At 66.7% G+C, this 20,399-nt stretch carries 15 protein-coding genes, 1 tRNA gene and 2 pseudogenes; 12 read left to right on the forward strand and 6 right to left on the reverse strand.

What is annotated here, in order from left to right; translation table 11 throughout:
- Positions 1-9: 9 nt before the first annotated feature.
- Positions 10-85: transfer RNA gene (locus tag ALC15_RS21715), tRNA-Ala, on the reverse strand.
- Between the two features lie 105 nt (positions 86-190).
- Positions 191-598, reverse strand: a complete 408-nt coding sequence (locus ALC15_RS21720; RefSeq protein ID WP_050426529.1) for a TIGR02300 family protein — start codon at positions 596-598, stop codon at positions 191-193.
- Positions 599-744: 146 nt separating this feature from the next.
- Here ALC15_RS21720 and aroA point away from each other — a divergent pair, with 146 nt between their 5' ends.
- Together aroA and cmk are read left to right on the forward strand one after the other, a co-directional pair.
- The gene (gene aroA / locus ALC15_RS21725; protein WP_050629023.1) at positions 745-2,082 is read left to right on the forward strand and encodes a 3-phosphoshikimate 1-carboxyvinyltransferase; all 1,338 of its coding nucleotides are present in this window, start codon (positions 745-747) and stop codon (positions 2,080-2,082) included.
- Entirely contained in the window at positions 2,079-2,708 is a 630-nt protein-coding gene (gene cmk, locus ALC15_RS21730) for a (d)CMP kinase (protein WP_050629024.1), read from the forward strand. The genes aroA and cmk overlap by 4 nt, the downstream gene beginning before the upstream one ends.
- A gap of 58 nt (positions 2,709-2,766) precedes the next feature.
- On the opposite strand, the gene ALC15_RS44205 is transcribed toward cmk, so the two are convergent.
- Positions 2,767-2,940: a hypothetical protein gene (locus ALC15_RS44205; RefSeq protein ID WP_157860927.1), complete on the reverse strand. Its 174-nt coding sequence runs from the start codon at positions 2,938-2,940 to the stop codon at positions 2,767-2,769.
- A 500-nt stretch (positions 2,941-3,440) separates the two neighbouring features.
- On the opposite strand from ALC15_RS44205, the gene rpsA reads away from it, so the two are divergent.
- The 10 genes from rpsA (at position 3,441) to ALC15_RS21780 (ending at position 13,268) form a co-directional block, all read left to right on the forward strand.
- The gene (gene rpsA, locus ALC15_RS21735) at positions 3,441-5,150 is read left to right on the forward strand and encodes a 30S ribosomal protein S1 (protein ID WP_018269280.1); all 1,710 of its coding nucleotides are present in this window, start codon (positions 3,441-3,443) and stop codon (positions 5,148-5,150) included.
- A 214-nt stretch (positions 5,151-5,364) separates the two neighbouring features.
- Positions 5,365-6,342: a signal peptide peptidase SppA gene (gene sppA, locus ALC15_RS21740; RefSeq protein WP_050629025.1), complete on the forward strand. Its 978-nt coding sequence runs from the start codon at positions 5,365-5,367 to the stop codon at positions 6,340-6,342.
- Positions 6,343-6,511: 169 nt separating this feature from the next.
- Positions 6,512-6,841, forward strand: coding sequence for an integration host factor subunit beta (locus ALC15_RS21745; RefSeq protein ID WP_050426527.1), 330 nt, complete (start codon positions 6,512-6,514; stop codon positions 6,839-6,841).
- A gap of 83 nt (positions 6,842-6,924) precedes the next feature.
- On the forward strand, positions 6,925-7,311 hold the full coding sequence (locus tag ALC15_RS21750) for a LapA family protein (protein WP_050629113.1): 387 nt from the start codon (positions 6,925-6,927) through the stop codon (positions 7,309-7,311).
- A gap of 75 nt (positions 7,312-7,386) precedes the next feature.
- Positions 7,387-8,046 carry a phosphoribosylanthranilate isomerase gene (locus ALC15_RS21755; RefSeq protein ID WP_050629026.1) on the forward strand — a complete coding sequence of 220 codons (660 nt, stop codon included), beginning with the start codon at positions 7,387-7,389 and terminating at the stop codon, positions 8,044-8,046.
- On the forward strand, positions 8,043-9,260 hold the full coding sequence (gene trpB / locus ALC15_RS21760; RefSeq protein ID WP_050629027.1) for a tryptophan synthase subunit beta: 1,218 nt from the start codon (positions 8,043-8,045) through the stop codon (positions 9,258-9,260). The genes ALC15_RS21755 and trpB overlap by 4 nt, the downstream gene beginning before the upstream one ends.
- Entirely contained in the window at positions 9,257-10,093 is an 837-nt protein-coding gene (gene trpA, locus ALC15_RS21765; protein ID WP_050629028.1) for a tryptophan synthase subunit alpha, read from the forward strand. The genes trpB and trpA overlap by 4 nt, the downstream gene beginning before the upstream one ends.
- 104 nt (positions 10,094-10,197) lie before the next feature.
- Positions 10,198-11,139, forward strand: a complete 942-nt coding sequence (gene accD, locus ALC15_RS21770) for an acetyl-CoA carboxylase, carboxyltransferase subunit beta (RefSeq protein ID WP_050629029.1) — start codon at positions 10,198-10,200, stop codon at positions 11,137-11,139.
- Positions 11,140-11,234: 95 nt separating this feature from the next.
- Positions 11,235-12,479: a bifunctional folylpolyglutamate synthase/dihydrofolate synthase gene (locus ALC15_RS21775; RefSeq protein WP_244486207.1), complete on the forward strand. Its 1,245-nt coding sequence runs from the start codon at positions 11,235-11,237 to the stop codon at positions 12,477-12,479.
- Positions 12,480-12,527: 48 nt separating this feature from the next.
- Positions 12,528-13,268 carry a metallophosphoesterase family protein gene (locus ALC15_RS21780; protein ID WP_050629031.1) on the forward strand — a complete coding sequence of 247 codons (741 nt, stop codon included), beginning with the start codon at positions 12,528-12,530 and terminating at the stop codon, positions 13,266-13,268.
- Positions 13,269-13,323: 55 nt separating this feature from the next.
- Here ALC15_RS21780 and trxA read toward each other — a convergent pair.
- The 3 genes and pseudogenes from trxA to addB all read right to left on the reverse strand — a co-directional run bounded on the left by trxA (position 13,324) and on the right by addB (position 20,374).
- Positions 13,324-13,643 (reverse strand): annotated as a pseudogene (trxA, locus tag ALC15_RS21785) (thioredoxin).
- 116 nt (positions 13,644-13,759) lie between these two features.
- A pseudogene (addA, locus tag ALC15_RS21790) lies at positions 13,760-17,234 on the reverse strand (double-strand break repair helicase AddA).
- Complete coding sequence (gene addB, locus ALC15_RS21795) at positions 17,228-20,374, reverse strand: double-strand break repair protein AddB (protein WP_050629032.1); 3,147 nt, start codon at positions 20,372-20,374, stop codon at positions 17,228-17,230. The pseudogene addA and the gene addB overlap by 7 nt, the downstream one beginning before the upstream one ends.
- Positions 20,375-20,399: the final 25 nt, after the last annotated feature.

The raw sequence follows: 20,399 nt of genomic DNA on the forward strand, positions 1-20,399 counted from the left end.
GGCGAAGCGTGGTGGAGCCAGGCGGGATCGAACCGCCGACCTCTTGCATGCCATGCAAGCGCTCTCCCAGCTGAGCTATGGCCCCTTATCCAGTGGGATGATCCTGGGGGATCGATCCCGGTCCGCACGGCTTAGACTCGCGCGGCAGCACCGTTGATCATAGATCGGCGCCGATCTCAAGTCTCTTCTATCAAGTCTCTTCGTCGCCGCCGACGTCACCAATAATGTCGGTGACGTCCTCATCGCCTTCTTCCTCGTCGGCAATGAAGGTCGAATCGTCGTCGTCATCGTCGTCGATGGTCTCGTCGACCTCGATATCGTCCTCGGATTCGGGAACCTGGGCCTTGACCTTGCCGGTGTTCTCCTCGGCATCGGCTTCCTCGAGCGAGACCATCTCTTCGGCCTCGGCGGGCTCCGGCATGTCGGCGGCGGTCGCAGGCGAATTCACGGTGGCGCCACGGCCCCGCGCGGGGGCGACGGGCGCAATCGGCACGACCTCGCCGGTGTAGGGCGAAATCACCGGATTCTTGTTGAGGTCGTAGAACTTCTTGCCCGTGGTCGGGCAAATGCGCTTGGTTCCGAGCTCGGACTTGGCCAACGTGGTCATCCCAGAATTTTGCTGAAAAACGGTGCTTCACTTGGCTAGTTGAGCAGCCGCTGTCAATAGCGGTTTGCGCGCAAGTGACGGGCGCGTGACGCGGTGTTGCCTATGTGATACCTGCCGCGGCGCGAGAGGACACAATCTTGGCCCATTCTGACACCCAAACCCCGCTGGAATCCCGCGCCTGCGGCCCCCTGGCCGGCAAGGTCCGCGTTCCCGGCGACAAGTCGATTTCCCACCGTGCCCTGATCCTGGGAGCGCTTTCGGTCGGCGAAACCCGGATTTCCGGCCTGCTGGAGGGCGAAGACGTCCTCAATACCGCCAAATCCATGCGCGCGCTGGGCGCCAGGGTGGAGCGGACGGCGCCGTTTGCCTGGTCGGTGTCCGGCGTTGGGGTCGGCGGTTTCGCCCAGCCCGCAGCCCCGCTCGATTTCGGCAATTCCGGCACCGGCTGCCGGCTGGTGATGGGCGCGGTGGCCGGCTGCTCGATCGCGGCCATCTTCGACGGCGATGCCTCGCTGCGGTCGCGCCCGATGCGCCGGATTCTCGACCCGCTGGAGCTGATGGGCGCCCGGACCAGCGACATCAAAGAGGGCGGCAGGCTGCCGCTCACCCTGCACGGCGCCCGCTATCCGGTGCCGATCGTCTACAAGACGCCGGTCGCCTCGGCCCAGATCAAGTCCGCGGTGCTGCTGGCGGGCCTCTCCGCGCCCGGCATCACCACTGTGATCGAGCAGGAGGCGAGCCGCGACCACACCGAGCTGATGCTGAAGCATTTCGGTGCCGAGATCACCACGGAGAAGGAAGGCAGCCACGGCCGCAGGATCTCGCTGAACGGCGAGCCGGAGCTGCACGGTGCCCAGGTCGTGGTGCCCGCCGATCCGTCCTCGGCATCGTTCCCGATCGTCGCCGCGCTGATCGTCGAAGGCTCCGATGTGGTGTTCTCCGACGTGATGACCAATCCGCTGCGCACCGGCCTGTTCACCACGCTGCGCGAAATGGGCGCCTCCATCGAGGAGAGCGAGGTGCGCGGCGATGCCGGCGAGCGGATGGCGCAACTGCGCGTGCGCGCCTCGAAATTGAAGGGCGTCGAGGTGCCGCCGGAACGCGCGCCGTCGATGATCGACGAATACCTGGTGCTGGCGGTTGCGGCTGCCTTTGCCGAGGGCGCCACGATCATGCGCGGCTTGCAGGAGCTGCGGGTCAAGGAGTCCGATCGTCTCGAAGCCACCGCGGACATGCTGCGCGTCAATGGCGTCAAGGTCGAGGTCTCCGGCGACGATCTGATCGTCGAGGGCCGCGGCCACGTGCCGGGCGGCGGCCTCGTCGCCACGCATATGGATCATCGTATCGCGATGTCGGCGCTGGTGATGGGCTGTGCGTCGGATCGGCCGGTGAAGGTCGACGACACCGCCTTCATCGCCACAAGTTTCCCGGATTTCATTCCGATGATGCGCGCGCTCGGAGCTGACTTCGCATGATCATCGCCATCGACGGACCCGCCGCCTCCGGCAAGGGCACGCTCGGCAAGCGGCTTGCCCACCACTATGGCTATCGCCACCTCGACACCGGCGTGATCTACCGCGCGGTGGCCTATGCGATGATGGCACAGGGCGCCGACCTCAATGATGAGGCGCTCGCAGTGGCGGTCGCGCTCGAACTCGATCCCGAGAAATTCGGCAATCCGGTCCTGAAGACCCAGAAGGTCGGTGAGGGCGCCTCGGTCGTCTCGGCCTTCCCCAAGGTGCGTGAGGCGCTGGTCAGTTTCCAGCGCCAGTTCGCCGCCGATCCGCCCGGTGCGGTGCTGGATGGGCGCGACATCGGCACCGTGATCTGCCCCGATGCCGACGTGAAGATCTTCGTGGTCGCCGATCCCCGCGTGCGGGCGCGGCGGCGCACCTTGGAAGCCCGTGCGCGCGGCGAGGACGCCGACGAGGAAGCGGTGCTCGCCGACATCCTCAAGCGCGACGAGCGGGACAAGAACCGCACCGTTGCGCCGTTGCGGCCGGCCGCCGACGCCCACACGCTGGACAATTCCAATCTCGACATCGAGGCCGGCGTGCGCGCCGCCATCGCCATCGTCGAGGCAGCCCGCGCCCGGCGCTGATCAACAAAAGCGCGATGACCGAGGTCATCGCGCCCCTAGCCGGCGAGCGGCGGCTGCATCAGTCCTTCGACCAGTAGCGGTCGAACGGTAGTTCCTGTTCGGCCATGGTCATCAGCGGCTGCGCCGCCTGGGCGGCCGCGGCAGGCCCGGCCGATACGGTGCCGGGCATCGCGGCGACGGCATTTCCAAACGTCAGGACGGCAAAAGCCGCCAGCACCACAAAGCTTTTCATTGGTAATCCCCCTGTTTCTAACGGTGCCATCGTAAGGGGCAGACGGCTTAAAGGCGGGTTCCAGCCATGCCCATCCGCGCCGCATTTCGCGCGATGCGGTCAACAAGGCGTTGCAGCGCCAAGCGGCGCGATCAGCCTTAAGCGCCCGTAAATCAGGCGTTTCCGGCTTGCCCAAAATGGCCGCCGGGGCTATATCAGCGCCGTTCGGAGCACCATCGACCCTGTCGAGGCCGTGTCCGGGCGGGCCGGCGCCGGGTTTGAGCCATCCTCAAGCAAAACTGACGCCGCATCTGGAGGAACGCCCGCTCCCAGGCCTTGAAGTCGATATTTTTGCAATCACGCTCCGGATCATCAGAACGTACCGAACGTGCAGTCTTGCTGCCGGCCCGCTGTTGCACCTCCTGCAATGAGCGGTCTCAGGGTTTGCGGAACCCTGACACTTCACGCGCGGTGCGCCCATCAACCCGAATGGCCGGCGAGATCCCGCATCTGGAGAACAAATGGTTTCGAATTCTGCGTCTTCTTACACCCCGACCCGCGACGATTTCGCGGCGATGCTTGATGAGTCCTTTGCCGGCGGCAACCTGCAGGAAAGCTCGGTCATCAAGGGCAAGGTGGTTGCAATTGAGAAGGACATGGCCGTCATCGACGTCGGCCTGAAGACCGAAGGCCGCGTCGCGCTGCGCGAATTCGCCGGCCCCGGCCGAGAGAGCGACCTGAAGGTCGGCGACGAAGTCGAGGTGTTCCTCGACCGTATCGAGAATGCGCTCGGCGAAGCCGTGCTGTCGCGCGACAAGGCGCGCCGCGAGGAAAGCTGGGGCAAGCTCGAGAAGGCGTTCCAGAACAACGAAAAGGTCAACGGCGTCATCTTCAACCAGGTCAAGGGCGGCTTCACGGTCGACCTCGACGGTGCGGTGGCCTTCCTGCCGCGCTCGCAGGTCGACATTCGTCCGATCCGCGACGTCGCGCCGCTGATGAACAACTCGCAGCCGTTCCAGATCCTCAAGATGGACCGCCGCCGCGGCAACATCGTGGTGTCGCGCCGCACGGTTCTCGAAGAGACCCGCGCCGAGCAGCGCCAGGAGCTGGTGCAGAACCTCGAAGAGGGTCAGGTGATCGACGGCGTGGTCAAGAACATCACCGATTACGGTGCGTTCGTTGATCTCGGCGGCATCGACGGCCTGCTGCACGTGACCGATATCGCCTGGCGCCGCGTCAACCACCCGACCGAGGTGCTGACCATCGGCCAGACCGTGAAGGTCAAGATCATCAAGATCAACCACGAGACGCACCGTATCTCGCTCGGCATGAAGCAACTGCTGGATGATCCGTGGCAGGGCATCGAAGCCAAGTACCCGCTGGGTGCCCGCTTCACCGGCCGCGTCACCAACATCACCGACTACGGCGCGTTCGTCGAGCTCGAGCCGGGCATCGAAGGCCTGATCCACGTCTCCGAGATGTCGTGGACCAAGAAGAACATGCACCCCGGCAAGATCGTTTCGACCTCGCAGGAAGTCGAAGTGCAGGTGCTCGAAGTGGATTCGGTCAAGCGCCGCATCTCGCTCGGTCTCAAGCAGACCATGCGCAATCCCTGGGAAGTGTTCGTCGAGAAGTTCCCGGTCGGTTCGGTGGTCGAAGGCGAGGTCAAGAACAAGACCGAGTTCGGTCTGTTCCTGGGTCTCGAGGGCGACGTCGACGGCATGGTCCATCTCTCCGACCTCGACTGGAAGCTTCCGGGCGAGCAGGTCATCGACAACTTCAAGAAGGGCGACATGGTCAAGGCCGTGGTGCTCGATGTCGATGTCGAGAAGGAGCGTATCTCGCTCGGCGTCAAGCAGCTCGAAGGCGACCCCTTCGCCGAGCCGGGCGACGTCAAGAAGGGCGCGGTCGTGACCTGCGAAGTGCTCGAAGTGAAGGAGAGCGGCATCGAGGTCCGGATCTCGGGCACCGAGTTCACCACCTTCATCAAGCGGTCCGAGCTGGCCCGCGATCGCAACGACCAGCGCGCCGAGCGCTTTGCCGTCGGCGAGAAGGTCGATGCCCGCGTCATCCAGTTCGACAAGAAGGCCCGCAAGGTGCAGGTCTCGATCAAGGCGCTGGAAGTCGCCGAAGAGAAGGAAGCCATCGCGCAGTACGGCTCCTCCGATTCGGGAGCGACGCTTGGCGACATCCTCGGCACCGCGCTGAAGAACCGCGGCACCGACAAGTAAGCGTTCGCACCGTTCACGCGAACAAGAGGGGCCCCGGCGCAAGCCAGGGCCCTTTTGTTTGGGGGCCGCGCGCTCCATCCGGGCTACCTTTCGTGCCTGCGACGGGCCTTGTTTTCTTCATATTGCGTCGCAATTGATGTATTTGGCTAAGCTGATAGTGACGCTGCGACTGCAAAACGCGCGGACTTCGCGCTGACCATTTCTGGAGAGACCGATGTCGCTGGATTCGGACGTGATCGTCGACCGTCGCCGTATCAGGCGCAAGCTGACGTTCTGGCGCGTCGCCGCTGCGGTCATTGCGATCGCGGCCATCGTCGGCGTGGGCGTGATCGCCGCCGGCGGACGCGGCGGCTTGTCGACGTCGAACGCGATCGCGCGGATCAATATCGACGGGTTGATCCGCAGCGACCAGCAGCGCGTCGAGGCGCTGGAGCGGCTCGGCAAGTCGAGCTATGCGGCGGTTGTCGTGCACATCAATTCGCCCGGCGGCACCACCGCGGGCTCCGAGCAGCTCTACGACTCGCTGATGCAGTTGAAGGCGAAGAAGCCGCTTGTCGTCGTGGTCGAGGGATTGGCCGCCTCGGGCGGCTACATCACCGCGATCGCCTCCGACCATATCGTCGCCCAGCAGACCTCGCTGGTCGGTTCGATCGGCGTGCTTTTCCAGTTCCCCAACGTTTCCGAATTGCTCAAGACCGTCGGCGTGAAGATGGAGGAGATCAAATCCTCACCGCTGAAAGCAGCGCCCAATGGCATGGAGCCGACCAGCCCCGAGGCCCGCGCCGCGATCGAGGGTCTGGTCAAGGACTCCTATGCCTGGTTCCGTGGATTGGTGAAGGAGCGGCGCGGCATGGACGACGCGCTGCTGGAGAAGGTCGCTGACGGACGCGTCTTCACCGGCCGGCAGGCGGTCGATCTCAAGCTGGTCGATCAGCTGGGAGATGAAAAGACCGCAATCGCCTGGCTGGTTGCGGAGAAGAAGGTCAAAAGCGACCTGCCGGTGCGCAATTACACGCTCAATCCGCGATTCAGCGACCTGACCTTCCTGCGCACCGCGGCGTCGATGACGCTCGATGCGTTCGGCCTTGGCGCCATCGCGCGGCGGATCGAGCAGGGTGGCGTGGCCCAGGCCGTCGACCGGTTCGGGCTCGACGGCATGCTGGCGCTGTGGGCGCCGGGAGGAACCGACTAGTCGGGTGCGCGTGGCGATCAAGGTATTCCCGCTCTGCGGGAATCGCGACATGCCCCAATTGGGCTATTTGTCACGCGATTTCACGGCGTCCTAAATCGATTTAGCGTCTTGACAGTGCACGGCATTTTCACGGAAATGGGTTTCCGCAAGAGCCCGGATCCCATTTTCGATGATCAAATCCGAACTTGTTCAGCGTATCGCCGAGCACAACCCGCACCTCTATCAGCGGGACGTCGAGAACATTGTGAATGCGATTCTCGATGAAATCGTCGCGGCGCTGGCGCGTGGCGACCGTGTCGAGCTGCGCGGTTTCGGCGCATTCTCGGTGAAGCATCGCCCGGCGCGCGCCGGTCGCAATCCGCGTACCGGCGAGCATGTGCCGGTCGACCAGAAGAGCGTGCCGTTCTTCAAGACCGGCAAGGAAATGCGCGAGCGCCTCAATCGCGACGAGGCCGAGGCGGGAGCCTCCAAGATCGACGCGCCCAAGGCCGACGCTTAAGGCTGAGGCCTGAGCGCCGCCTCCGGCGTTGCCGTGCTGCGGGCGATGGGCCCGCACCTTCTCCATCGCTGCGAGAGATGGTCATGCGAAAGTTCTTCACGGCAGTGGTCGTCATTCCGCTCGGACTGATCTTCATCATCTTCGCCGTCGCCAACCGTCACTGGGTGACGGTGTCGTTTGATCCCTTCAATTCTGTGACGCCGACGGTTGCGGTCACACTGCCGCTGTTCGTGGTCATCATCGCTTCCGCGATCCTGGGCGTGATCGCGGGCGGCATGGCGACCTGGTTCAAGCAGGGGCGCTGGCGCCGCGCCGCGCGGCAGCACGAGGCCGATGCCCGCCACGTCCGCGCCGAGCTCGCCGACCTCAGGGCGGCAGCTTCCCGGGACGACGCGCAGCGCCGCCCGGCCGCGGCCCAGCTCGGCTTTTACGGGCCTAATGGGCGAGACAAGCAGGGCGCGACGTTGTAGAACCCGCCCCGTCGGACCAGGGTTCACCCCGGTTCCGGCCGCCCGAAAACCTGTTTTGAGACCCGTTTCGAGACCATGCCCCTGCTCGTCAAAATCTGCGGCCTGTCCACGCGCGAGACGCTCGACGTCGCGCTCGATGGCGGCGCCGACATGGTGGGGTTCGTGTTCTTTCCGCCGTCGCCGCGCCATATCAGCCTCGAGACCGCGCGTGAGCTCGGCAAGCAGGCCAAGGGCCGCGCCGTGAAGGTCGCGCTGACCGTCGATGCCGACGACGCCACCATCGAGAACATCATCGAGACGCTGCGGCCGGATATCCTGCAACTGCACGGCAAGGAAACCACCGCGCGGCTGCGTGATCTCAAGCAGAAATTCGGCCTCCCGCTGATGAAGGCGCTGCCGGTCGAGACCGCGGCCGACCTCGCGCCGCTGCCGGGTTATGCCGGCGTCGCTGACCGCATCCTGTTCGATGCCCGCGCGCCGAAGGATGCCACGCGGCCGGGCGGTCTCGGCGCCCCGTTCGATTGGCACGTGCTGGAAAATCTCGATCTCGCGCTGCCCTACATGGTCTCCGGGGGGCTCAACGCCGAGAACGTCGCTGAGGCGGTCCGCGTCACGCGCGCCGGCGGCGTCGACGTCTCGTCGGGCGTCGAGCGCACGCCCGGTGTCAAGGATCCCGAGCTGATCCGCGCCTTCATCCGCGCCGCACGCGCAACCCAAGAACTGATGGTTCGATGAATCCAAATCTTCCCAATTCCTTCCGCAGCGGCCCCGACGAGCGCGGGCATTTCGGCATTTTCGGCGGACGCTTCGTCGCGGAAACGCTGATGCCGTTGATCCTCGATCTCGAAAAGGCCTATGCCGACGCCAAGGCCGATCCGGCGTTCCAGGCCGAGATGAATGTCTATCTGAAGGACTATGTCGGCCGGCCTTCGCCGCTCTATTTCGCCGAACGGCTGACCGAGCATCTGGGCGGCGCGAAGATCTATCTGAAGCGCGAGGAGCTCAACCACACCGGTTCGCACAAGGTCAACAACGTGCTCGGCCAGATCATGGTCGCGCGCCGGATGGGCAAGAAGCGCATCATCGCCGAGACCGGTGCCGGCCAGCATGGCGTGGCGACGGCGACCTTGTGCGCGCGGTTCGGGCTCGAATGCGTGGTCTATATGGGCGCGGTCGACGTCGAGCGGCAGCAGCCGAACGTGATCCGGATGGAGATGCTCGGCGCCAAGGTCGTCCCGGTGCAGTCCGGCGCGCGCACGCTGAAGGATGCCATGAACGACGCGCTGCGCGATTGGGTCACCAACGTGCACAACACCTTCTATTGCATCGGCACGGTGGCCGGCCCGCACCCCTATCCCATGATGGTGCGCGACTTCCAGTCGATCATCGGTCACGAGACGCGCAAGCAGATGCAGGAGGCCGAGGGCCGCCTGCCGGATTCGCTGATCGCCTGCATCGGCGGTGGCTCCAACGCGATGGGCCTGTTCCATCCATTCCTCGACGATCCCTCGGTCGAGATCTTCGGCGTCGAGGCGGCCGGTCACGGGCTGACGCAGCTGCATGCGGCCTCGCTTGCCGGCGGGCGTCCCGGCGTGCTGCACGGCAACCGCACCTATCTGTTGATGGACGCCGACGGCCAGATCGAGGAGGCGCATTCGATCTCGGCCGGCCTCGACTATCCCGGCATCGGCCCCGAGCACGCCTGGCTGCACGAGACCGGCCGCGTGAAATATCTCTCGGCGACCGACGAGGAGGCGCTGGCCGCATTCCAGCTGCTGTCGCGGCTGGAGGGCATCATCCCGGCGCTGGAATCCGCGCATGCGATCGCGAAATTGTCCGAACTCGCGCCGCAGCGGCCGAAGGATCATTTGATGGTGGTCAATCTCTCGGGCCGTGGCGACAAGGACGTTCCGCAGGTCGGCGACATCTTGAAGGCGAGGCAGAAGTGAGCACCCGTATCGACGCACGTTTCGCCGAGCTGAAGCAGCAGGGTCGCTCCGCTTTCGTCACCTTCGTGATGGCCGGCGACCCCGACCCGAAAACTTCGCTCGACATCCTCAAGGCGCTGCCGAAGGCCGGCGCCGACGTCATCGAGATCGGCATGCCGTTCACCGATCCGATGGCCGACGGCCCGTCGATCCAGGCCGCCGGTCTGCGTGCGCTCAAGGGCGGCATGACCTTGCGCAAGACGCTGGCGATGGTCCGCGACTTCCGCAAGGAGGACAACGCCACGCCGATCGTGCTGATGGGCTACTACAATCCGATCTACATCTACGGCGTCGACAGCTTCCTGGCCGATGCCAAGATCGCCGGGGTCGATGGCCTGATCATCGTCGACCTGCCGCCGGAGGAAGACACCGAGCTCTGCATCCCCGCGATCAAGGCCGGGCTGAACTTCATCCGCCTGGCGACACCGACCACCGACGACAAGCGCCTGCCGGCGGTGCTCGCCAACACCTCGGGCTTTGTCTACTACGTCGCGGTCACCGGAATAACCGGCAGTGCCGCGGCCGATTCGAAGGTCGTTGGAGCGGCCGTGGCGCGCATCAAGCGGCACACCGCGCTGCCGGTCTGCGTCGGCTTCGGCATCCGAACTCCGGAAGCGGCGCGTGCGATCGCCGAGAACGCTGATGGCTCCGTGGTCGGCACCGCGCTGGTCGATGCCCTGAAGGGCAGCCTCGACGCCGAGGGCCGCGCCACGCCGAAGACCGTGAGCGCGGTGGCGGACCTGGTGTCGGCGCTGGCGCAGGGGGTCCGGGGCGCCAAGCAGGCCGCTGAATAAGCCACATTTTGCGGCAACAAGGCCGCAGACGGCGGCTTGCCGGGTTCGCCCGGCCCGCCATATATCCAGCTGGTGCGGGACCGACCCGCATTTCGGAGCGAACCATGAACTGGCTCACCAACGTTGTCCGGCCGAAGATCCGCAATATCCTGCGGCGCGAGACGCCGGAGAATCTCTGGATCAAGTGCCCGGATTCCGGACAGCTCGTGTTCTACAAGGACGTCGAGGCCAACCAGTTCGTGATCCCCGGCTCGAACTACCACATGCGTATGGGCGCGGTGGCGCGGCTGAAGTCGATCTTCGACAACGAGACCTGGTTCGATGTCGCGTTGCCCGATGTCGCAGCCGATCCGCTCAAGTTTCGCGACGAGCGCAAATATGTCGACCGCATCAAGGACGCCCGCGCCAAGACCGGGCTGAACGACGCGGTCAAGGTCGGCTACGGCAAGCTCGAGGGCGCCGGCGTCGTGGTCGCGGTGCAGGATTTCGATTTCATGGGCGGCTCGCTCGGCATGGCCGCCGGTGAAGCGATGGTGCGCGGGCTTGAACTCGCGGTCGAGAAGAAGTCGCCGTTCATCGTGTTCGCTGCTTCCGGCGGCGCGCGGATGCAGGAAGGCATCCTGTCGCTGATGCAGATGCCGCGCACCACCGTCGGCGTGCAGATGCTGCGCGAGGCGCGGCAGCCCTACATCGTGGTGCTGACCAACCCGACCACTGGCGGCGTCACCGCCTCCTACGCGATGCTCGGCGACGTCCAGATCGCCGAGCCCGGCGCGCTGATCGGCTTTGCCGGCGCGCGCGTGATCGAGCAGACCATCCGCGAGAAGCTGCCGGAAGGCTTTCAGCGCGCCGAATATCTGCGCGAGCACGGCATGGTCGACATGGTCGTGCATCGCCATGACATGAAGGCGACGCTGGCGCGGCTGTGCCGCCTGTTCACCAAGTCGCCGGCGCTCGAAACCGCATCGAAGCCCGCAACTCCCGTCACCGAACCGGCCCAGATCGTGACGGCCCCGGAGACGGTGCCGGCCGCGCCGCACGCGTGACCGCAAGCGCCGCCCCATCTCAGACCTCGTTCGAGGCGCTGATCGCGCGGATATCGGCGCTGCATCCCAAGCGCATCGATCTCAGCCTCGATCGCATGCGCGGCCTGATGGAGCGGCTCGATCATCCCGAGCGCAAGCTGCCGCCGGTGATCCATGTCGCCGGCACCAACGGCAAGGGCTCGACTGTCGCCTATCTGCGCGCGATTCTGGAAGCGTCGGGCCTGCGGGTGCATGTCTTCACCTCGCCCTATCTGGTGCGACTCAACGAATGTTACCGGCTCGGCGCCGTCGGCGGCGGCAAGCTCGTCGGCGACGACGAACTGCACGCGACGTTCGAAGATTGCGAGCGCATCAATGCCGGCAATCCGATCACGATCTTCGAGATGGAAACGGCTGTCGCGTTCTGCCTGTTCGCGAAGCATCCAGCCGACGTCGCGCTGCTCGAGGTCGGCCTCGGCGGCCGGCTGGACTCCACCAATGTGGTCGAGACGCCGCTGGCTTCGGTGATCACGCCGGTCAGCATGGACCACATGGAATTCCTCGGCGACACGCTGGCACTGATCGCCGCCGAGAAGGCCGCGATCATCAAGCGCAAGGTGCCGGTGGTGTGTGCCGAGCAGGCGCCGGACGCGATGGCGGTGATCGAGGCGGAGGCGCACCGCATGCGCGCGCCGCTGCATGCCGCCGGCCAGCAATGGCATGTCGGCGTCGAGCGCGGCCGGCTGGTCTATCAGGACGAGCGCGGCCTGATGGATCTCGCCGCGCCAAAACTGTTCGGCCGCCACCAGTTCGACAATGCCGGCCTTGCGATCGCGACATTGCGCGCGATCGACACGTTCAAGCTCAACATCGCCGCCTTCGAGGCCGGCATCGTCAATGCGGAATGGCCGGCGCGGATGCAGCGGCTGGTCTCCGGCACGCTCGTCTGCCAGGGGCCGCAGGGCTCCGAGGTCTGGCTCGATGGCGGCCACAATGCCGAGGGCGGCCGTGTCGCGGCCGCCGCGCTCGGCGATCTCGAGGAACGGGTGTCGCGGCCGCTGGTGGTGATCGCAGGCATGATGGCCAACAAGGATGCCGGCGCTTTCCTCGCCAATTTCGCCGGACTGACGCGCCACATCATCGCGGTCCCGGTGCCCGGCCGCGACAACGGCATGGCACCGGACAAGCTCGCCGATGCCGCGCGTGCGCTCGGCATGCGTGTCGAGATCGCGACCGGCGTCGACACCGCGCTGCAGCGGCTCGCCACGCTGGCCTACGAGGTGCCGCCGCGCATCCTGATCACCGGCTCGCTGTACCTCGCCGGCCCGGTGCTTGCGGCCAACGGCACGCCTCCTGCATAAGTGGTCGCGCGTCCCGGATGCGGTGCGCATGTGGGAGGACGAGACATCATGCGTTTTGCTGCGATCGCCGACATCCACGGCAACCACCTCGCGCTTGAAGCGGTGCTCGCGGACATTCGCGCGCAGGGTATTTCCGACATCGTCGATCTCGGCGACATGGTGAGCGGGCCGCTCGATGCGCGGCCGACCATCGACATGCTGATGGCGCTCGATGCGGTCCATCTGCTCGGCAATCACGACCGCTATCTGATCGATCGCCCGCACGAGAAAATGGGCTCCTGGGAGCGGCGAACCTTTACCCAGCTCGAACCCAAGCATTTCGATTGGCTGCGCACGCTGCCGGCGAAAGCGGTCTATCGCGACAGGGTCTTCCTTTGTCACGCAACGCCGCAGGATGACGAGACCTATTGGCTCGACACGGTGCTGCCGGGCGGCGAGGTCCTGATGCCCCCGCTGGAAGCGATCGAGGCGAGGGCGGCTGGCGTCGCGCAATCGCTGATCCTCTGCGCGCACACTCACCTCGCCCGCGCGGTGCGGCTTGGCGACGGCCGGCTGCTCGTCAATCCCGGCAGCGTCGGCTCGCCCGGCTATCGCGCCGGCAAGCCGCATCCGCATGTCGTGGAAGCCGGCTCACCAGACGCGCGCTACGCGATCCTCGAACAGGTCGATGGCGACTGGGACGTCACCTTCCGCCACATCCCCTACGATCACGCGGCGATGGCCGCGCTGGCACGACATAACGGCGAGGCCGAGCTCGCCTCCGCGCTGGCGACGGGATGGATCAGGTAAAGCAAAACGGCCGGCTTTCGCCGGCCGTATCGCAAATCAGCTAATTCAAAGCGGATCAGACCGCAGCGGTGATCCACTGCTGCAGCTTGGCCTTCGGCGCGGCGCGACCTGACGGGACGCCATCTCGCCGCCCTTGAAGATCATCAGGGTCGGGATCGACATCACGCCATATTTCGACGCGGTCTTCGGGCTCTCGTCGACGTTGAGCTTCACGATCTTGACCTTGTCGCCCATCGCGCCGGAAATCTCATCGAGAGCGGGCGCGATCATGCGGCAGGGGCCGCACCATTCGGCCCAGAAGTCGACGACCACCGGCCCGGTCGCCTTGAGCACTTCGGCTTCGAAATCGGCGTCAGAAACCTTGCCAACGGCCATGTGAGTACCTCGTTCAGTTGAGACAAAAGGGCGCGGTGGAGAATCGCGCCCGGGAGCATGCGGCAAACGTATGAACGCCCCCTTGCCGGGTCAAGCTTGCTCACGCCGACATGAACTTATGCCAGCCCGGCGTCCAGCGCGGAGGCGGAAATCTCCATCATTTCAGGGGTTTCGGTCCAGAGCAGGGCGGCGTGGATGATCCTCTGGGGATAAAGTTTTGCCAGCACCGCGCGGTACAGCGCGAGCTGCCGGATATAACCCCTGGGAGCCTCGGCGCAGTCTTCGGCGGGGCGTGGTTGGTCTTGAAATCGACGATCAGGACCTCGTTCGGCGTGACCACCAGCCGGTCGATCTGGCCCGAGACCAGCGCCTTCGGCTGGCCCGGCCGCTCCAGCCGGCCGACGATCGAAACCTCGGCACGGCTGCCGGGGGCAAACACCGGCGCGAAGCGCAGATCGACGGTCAGGGCGACCACCTGCCGGGCCAGCGCCGCGCGCTCTTCCTCGCTCCAGCCATCGGCGTTGCGCGCGAGATAGCCGAGCGCCGCGCCGAGCCGTCGTTCCAGCGCGACGTCGGGCAGCGATTGCAGCAGGCGATGCACCAGCGTGCCGCGTTGCAGGGCGCGGGCGCGCAGCTGCACCGATTCGCCTGATCGTATCGGATGGCTGTCGCCGTCAGTCGGATCGGAGGGACGCAGCACGCCCGCGGCGGCCGCCTCGGGGGCGGCCGCTTCACGCAGCCAGGACGGCAGCGCGACCGGTGCCGCGGCCGTTGACGCGGCCGCGCCGGTGAGATCGGCGACGTCATCCGGCCGCGAATAGCGCATCACCTTGCCGGCCGGCGTCTCCTGTTCTTCGAGCTTGAGCCCGGCATTGGCGAGCCCCTTGGTGATCAGATCGTACCAGGAGGATTTCCGCACCGTGTTCATGTTGCCGGGCATGCAGCCGCCGACGATTAGCCGGTCGGCGGCGCGGGTCATCGCGACATAGAGCAGGCGGCGATATTCGTCCTCGGTGTCGCCGAGCATCGCCTTGCGCGCGTCGGCGACGGCGGGCGGATCGTCGGCCTTCTTGCCGGCCCACACCACGACGCCGGGCGCGTTCGGCGCGGCATTGCCCTGCGGCAGATGGATCAGCCGCAGCCGCTGGGTGTCCGACGGCGAGGTCGTGGTGTCGACCAGGAACACCACCGACGCCTCGAGGCCCTTGGCGCCGTGCACGGTCATCACGCGGACCTCGTCACGCGAAATCTCCATGTCGCGCTTCACCTCGGTGTCGGCGGCGCGCAGCCAGGCGACGAAGCCCTGCAGCGAGGCCGGCGCCTTGCGCTCATAGCCCAGCGCGAGCTCGAGGAATTCGTCGAGCGCATCGTTGGCCTCATGTCCGAGCCGGCGCAGCATCCGCGCCCGCCCGCCGTCGCCGCCGAGCAGCCAGGCGTAGAACGCGAACGGCGTCTCCTGGGTGAAGCGGCGCTCGCACGCTTCCAGGCGGCGCAGCGCCGCCGAAAAACGTTCGTCGGTCGGCGCCTGTGCGGTCAGTGCCTCGCGCAACGAGCCGCGTCGCTGCCAGGCCAGCTTGAACAGATCGTCGTCGTCGAGGCCGAACAGCGGGCTCTTCAGCGCCACCGCGAGCGCGAGATCGTCCTGCGGAAGCAGCAGCGCGTCGGCGAGGTTCATCAGGTCGATGATCGCGATGTGCTCGGTCAGCTTCAGCCGGTCGGCGCCGGCGACCGGAATGCCCGCGTGCTTCAGCGCCTGGATCACCGCGTCGAAGGCGTTGCCGCGCCGCCGCACCAGGATCAGCATGTCGCCGTAACGCAGTGGCCGCCGCCCGCCGGCGCTGCCGGTCATGGTGCCGCTGCTGACCAGGCGCTTGATCTCGGCCTGGATACGCCGCGCCAGCTTCACCTCGGGGCTGGTCATCGCGACGCCGTCGAACGGCGCGCGCCAGCCTTCGATGTCCTGGCGGTCGTCGGCAACAGCGAGATCCCACAGCTCGATCTGGCTGGGGCCGGCATCGGCCATCGCATTGTGAATCGGATAGCCGTTCTCGACCGCATGGATGCTGCGGAAGATCTCCTGCTCGCGGAACACGTGGTCGACCGAATGCAGGATCACAGGCCCCGAGCGGAACGAATAGGTGAACGACACCGGATCGAATTTCAGCCCGGCCTCCTCGAACCGCCGTTTCAGCTCGCGCCGGCGCAGGTCGAACTCACGCGGCGCCGCCCCCTGGAACGAGAAGATCGACTGCTTCTCGTCGCCGACCGCGAACACCGTACGCACCAGGCCATCGCGCGCGCCGGCGCCGGCGGTGAATTCCGAGATGATGTGCGCGACGATGTCCCACTGCCGTGGGCTGGTGTCCTGCGCCTCGTCGATCAGCACGTGATCGACGCCGCGGTCGAGCTTGTAATGCACCCAGCCGGAGGAGACGCGGTCGAGCATATCAAGCGTCTTGTCGATCAGATCGTCATAGTCGAGCAGGCCGCGTTCCAGCTTCTCGCGCCGGTAATGCGCAGCCGCTGCGGTCGCGATGTGGATCAGCGCCTCGGTGCGGTCGCGCGCGACCACGGCGCGGCGCCGTTCGATCAGCGGACCGAGCCGGTCGATCTCGGCATCGAACCTGTTGCCCGCGACCGAATTCTTCTTGATGAAGTTGTTGGTGATGACGGACGCGCGCGGCGCGCGGTCGTCGGTCAGGAACACGCCGAGATATTCGTCGACCTGCGCCGCGCCGGTGAAGCTCAGCGCCGCCCGCAGCCGCTCGGCCTGCTTCTGATCCGCCTTGCTGCTGGTATCGAGCAGCGTCGCCATCTCCCTCCAGCTCGACCGCGGCAGGTTCGGCCCGTCGACGATATCGCGTTCGACATCCTCGATGCGATCCTCGGTGGAGACGCCGAGCGCGGCCGACATCTGCGCGGCGGCGGCCGTGGCGTTGCCGGCGGCATCGGTCCAGGCCATGAAGTGGTCGCGGCTGAGGCAGGCCTCGCGGACCACCTCCTTGAACGTGCGTCGGCGGCATTCGCCATCGCGGTCCGTAGCGCGCGGCCGATCGGACTGTCGGGAATCCGCGACGCCTCGAGGAACACGGCGAGATTGGCGCGCTCCATCATCTCGTTCTGGTCGCGGTCGTCGAGCACGGCAAAGCGCGCCGGCACATTGGCCTCGAACGGGAACTGCTGCAGCAGGCGGGTGCACAGCGCGTGGATGGTCTGCACCTTCAATCCGCCGGGCGTTTCCAGCGCGCAGGCAAACAGCTTTCGTGCCTCGCGCCGCAGCGTGGCGCTGGGATGCGCGATGCCGGCCTCGCGGATCGCGGCATCGAGCCCGGCATCGTCGAGCGTCACCCAATGGCCGAGCGTCGTGAACACGCGCTCGGCCATGTTGGCCGCGGCGGCCTTGGTGAAGGTGATGCAGAGGATCTTCTCCGGCGGCACGCCTGACAGCAAAAGGCGGATCACGCGCTGCACCAGCACATGCGTCTTGCCCGAGCCGGCATTGGCCGACACGAAGGTCGACGCCTTTGGATCGGACGCGCGTGCCTGCGCGTCGCGTACCGCCGGCGGGATCGGACGGGGCGCTTTCACCATTCCTCGATCCCCAATCCGCCGGCCGCGGACCATTCCTTGATCCGCGCGAGGTCGTCATAGGCACCGTAGCGGTTCGCCCACATCGAGAGGTTCAGCGAGGTGTAGGGCTGCTGCTCGTCGTCGAAGGCGCGGATCAGCGCTTCGAGCTTGCGCCGCGCGCTGTCGGCGGCTTCATCGGGCGGCTGCGGCGTGTCGCTGGTCTTGATCTTCAGTTCCAGCGAACGCTGCTCGCCCGGCGGGTTGTTGCCGCTCAGCCTGACATAGACGAGGTCGCCGACCGAGCGTCCGGCCGGAATGTCGGCGAAGCCGCCCTCGCGCAGGATCGCCGCTTCCAGCGTCAGCTGCGGCGACAGCCCCATGCGCACCTGCTTGCCGGTCGGCGGCTGGCCGGTCTTGTAGTCGAGGATCGCGAAGCTGCCGTCGTCGCGCCGCTCGATGCGATCGGCGCGCGCAGAGAGCACGAATGTCCTGGCATCGTCGAGCGGAATGCCGATCTCGCCGCGGATCTCGGCCTGGATTGCGTCGATGCTGCCGCGCCGTGCCTGCTCCCATTCGGCAAACCACGCCGCGATGCGCTGGAAGCGCGGCCACCACAGCGCACGCGCCTCCGGTCGCTCCATCAGCGGCGCAAAATGCCTGGCCCCGATATCGCGCAGCGCGCCCTTGATGTCGTCAGGCAACGCGTCGGCATAGGTTTGCGTGAATTCGCCGAGCGATTCGTGGATCGCGGAGCCGCGATCGGCCGCCGACAGCGGCATGTCGACCGGGTCGAGCGGATCGAGCTTGAGGATGTAGCGCGCATAGATCGTGTAGGGATCGCGCAGCCAGTCCTCGATCGCGGTGACCGACATCTTCAGCGGCCGTGCCTCGCGCGGTGGCCGCGGCTCCGGCTGCGGCATCGGCTCGACCTTGTCGGGCTGGTCGAGCTCGGCGGCATATTTCACGTAGATTTCGCCAGCCGATGTCGCCGCCTTCCAGCGCGCTTCGCCCGCGACCGCTTCGAGGCGGTGCAGCAAGCGCGAGGCGACCGCCGGCGCGCCGCCGACCTTGGCGGCATGGGTGAGGATCACCTCGTCATGGCCGAGCAGTTGCGCGAAGTCGTGCGCGGACAGGCCGATGCGCCGCTCGGGAAGATCGAGCCCGAGCTCGTGTCGCATCGGCCGGCTCAGCCACGGATCGATCCGTGGCGCCGGCGGCCAGACGCCCTCGACCAGGCCGCCGAGGATTACGCGATCGGATTCAGTCAGACGCGCCTCGAGCTGGCCGAAGATATTGAGCTGCGCCCGCGCCGATTCCGGCCGCCGCACCATGCGGTCGGCGAACGCGGTCTGGAACACCTCGGGATAATCTGACAGGGGCGTCATCAGCCCACTCGGCTGCTGCTTGGCGAGCAGCTCGTCGAAGGCGGAGGCCAGCGACGCGCCGGCGCGCTCCTCGAACACGATGGCGACGCCGTTCTGGTCGGCCGACAGCGCAATCAGCGCCTCGCGATGGCGCGCCGCCAGCTCGGCGAAATCATGCGGTTTTGACGACGCCATGCGTTCGAGCGGCGCCAGCGCGGCCTGCAATCTGGTGATCAGGTCCTGGGCCTGGTTGAGCTCGTTGTCGCGCAGCCGCGCACGCGGCTCCATGGCGTGCAGCGACGAGGTCTCGCCGCCATGCAGCTTGACCAGTTCGGCGCGGAAGCGTGCGAAGTCGCGCGCAAGTCCGCCGGTCCCCGGTTGTGGTCGCGTGCCGCGCAGCAGCGCGATCTCCAGCACCTCGATCGCGCGCTTCAGTGCGTTATGCGCGCCGCCGAGCCGGAACAGCGGATGCTTGAGCAGCGCGAGCAGCGTCGGTGGTTCGAGTCCTTTGGCGGCGGCCTCCGCAGTGAGGCGGGCGAACACGCCGGCCGGCGTTTCCATCAGCGCGTCGCCGCCGGAATCGTCGAACTCCAGCTTCCAGCGGGTCAGCGAAGCCATCACACGGCGTGCCAGCGCGCGATCCGGCGTCACCAGCGCAGCCGATTTGCCGAGATGCCGGGCTTCGCGCATCGCGACCGCGATCGCCAGCGCTTCCATCTCCGGGTTGGGCGCCTCGACCACGGCGAGGTTGGTCATCCCCGCGGAAATCCGCGCCGCGATCTCGGGCCGCTCGAGCCGGTCGTGCCACTGCGCCGTGGCCGTCGACGGACGCATCGTCTCCGACACCAGCACCTCGCGGCCGAGCGGCGCGGGAACGGCCAGGCTCTCGACGTCGCGACGCTTGATGCCGAAGCGATCGAGCAGCGCGTGCATCGCGAATTGCGGATGGTTCGACGACGGCGGCAGGGTGAAGCGGCCATCGTCGCCGCGCTCGCCGCCGATCGTGTCCCAGGAGTCTTCGTCCAGATCAGTGTCGAGCCCGGGCAGCACCACGGCGCCGTTCGGGAGCTTCGCCACCGCGTGCAGGAATTTTGCCGTCGCCGGCATCGAGCCGGTCGAACCGGCGGCGATCACCGGGCCCGTGGGGTGCGCGGTCAACCGCGCAGCTTCCGCCTCGATCAGGAGGTCGCGGCGCGCCGCGGGCTCGATCCGGCCGATCTCCTTGAGGTAGTTCGGCCAGGCGTCGCGCGCGATGCGCAGGAATTCGAGCGAGTGCTGCCAGTATTTGTCGAGCTGATCCGGCACCAGGCGGTCGAGCGCGCGCCAGTCGACGCCGCGCGTCACCATGTCGTCCATCAGCCGCGCCAGGTCGCCGGCGAGTTGCAGGGTCGAGGCCGGGCCGCCGACCACCAGCGGCGCCGACACCGGCGTCTTCGCCCAGGCCGCGACCAGATGCGCCAGCGTCAGCCGGCGCTCCAGCTCGCCGAGGCGTGGCGGGATTTCCAGCGGCGCGGCGCCGCCGACATCGTCGCCCTGGTCGGCGAAGGCGAGCTCGTCCTCATCGATCTCGCCGAGGGCCACGATGCGCGGCAGCACGGCGGCGTCGGAATCGAGCACGTCGAGGAAGATTTCGCGCGCCAGCCGGCCGGCGCGGCGGGTCGGCAGATACAGCGTGGCGTTGGCGAGCTTTGCCGGATCGTTGCGCGCCTCGAATCCCGCCACCAGGCGGCCGTCCACCAGCGCCGCAATGACGGTGCGCAGGAGCGGCGCGGAAACGGGAACGCTGAAGACGCGCATGGGCTGCCTTGTTCGAATCAGGCGC

Origin of the sequence: Bradyrhizobium viridifuturi (genome assembly GCF_001238275.1) — a bacterium.
GTDB lineage: Bacteria > Pseudomonadota > Alphaproteobacteria > Rhizobiales > Xanthobacteraceae > Bradyrhizobium > Bradyrhizobium viridifuturi.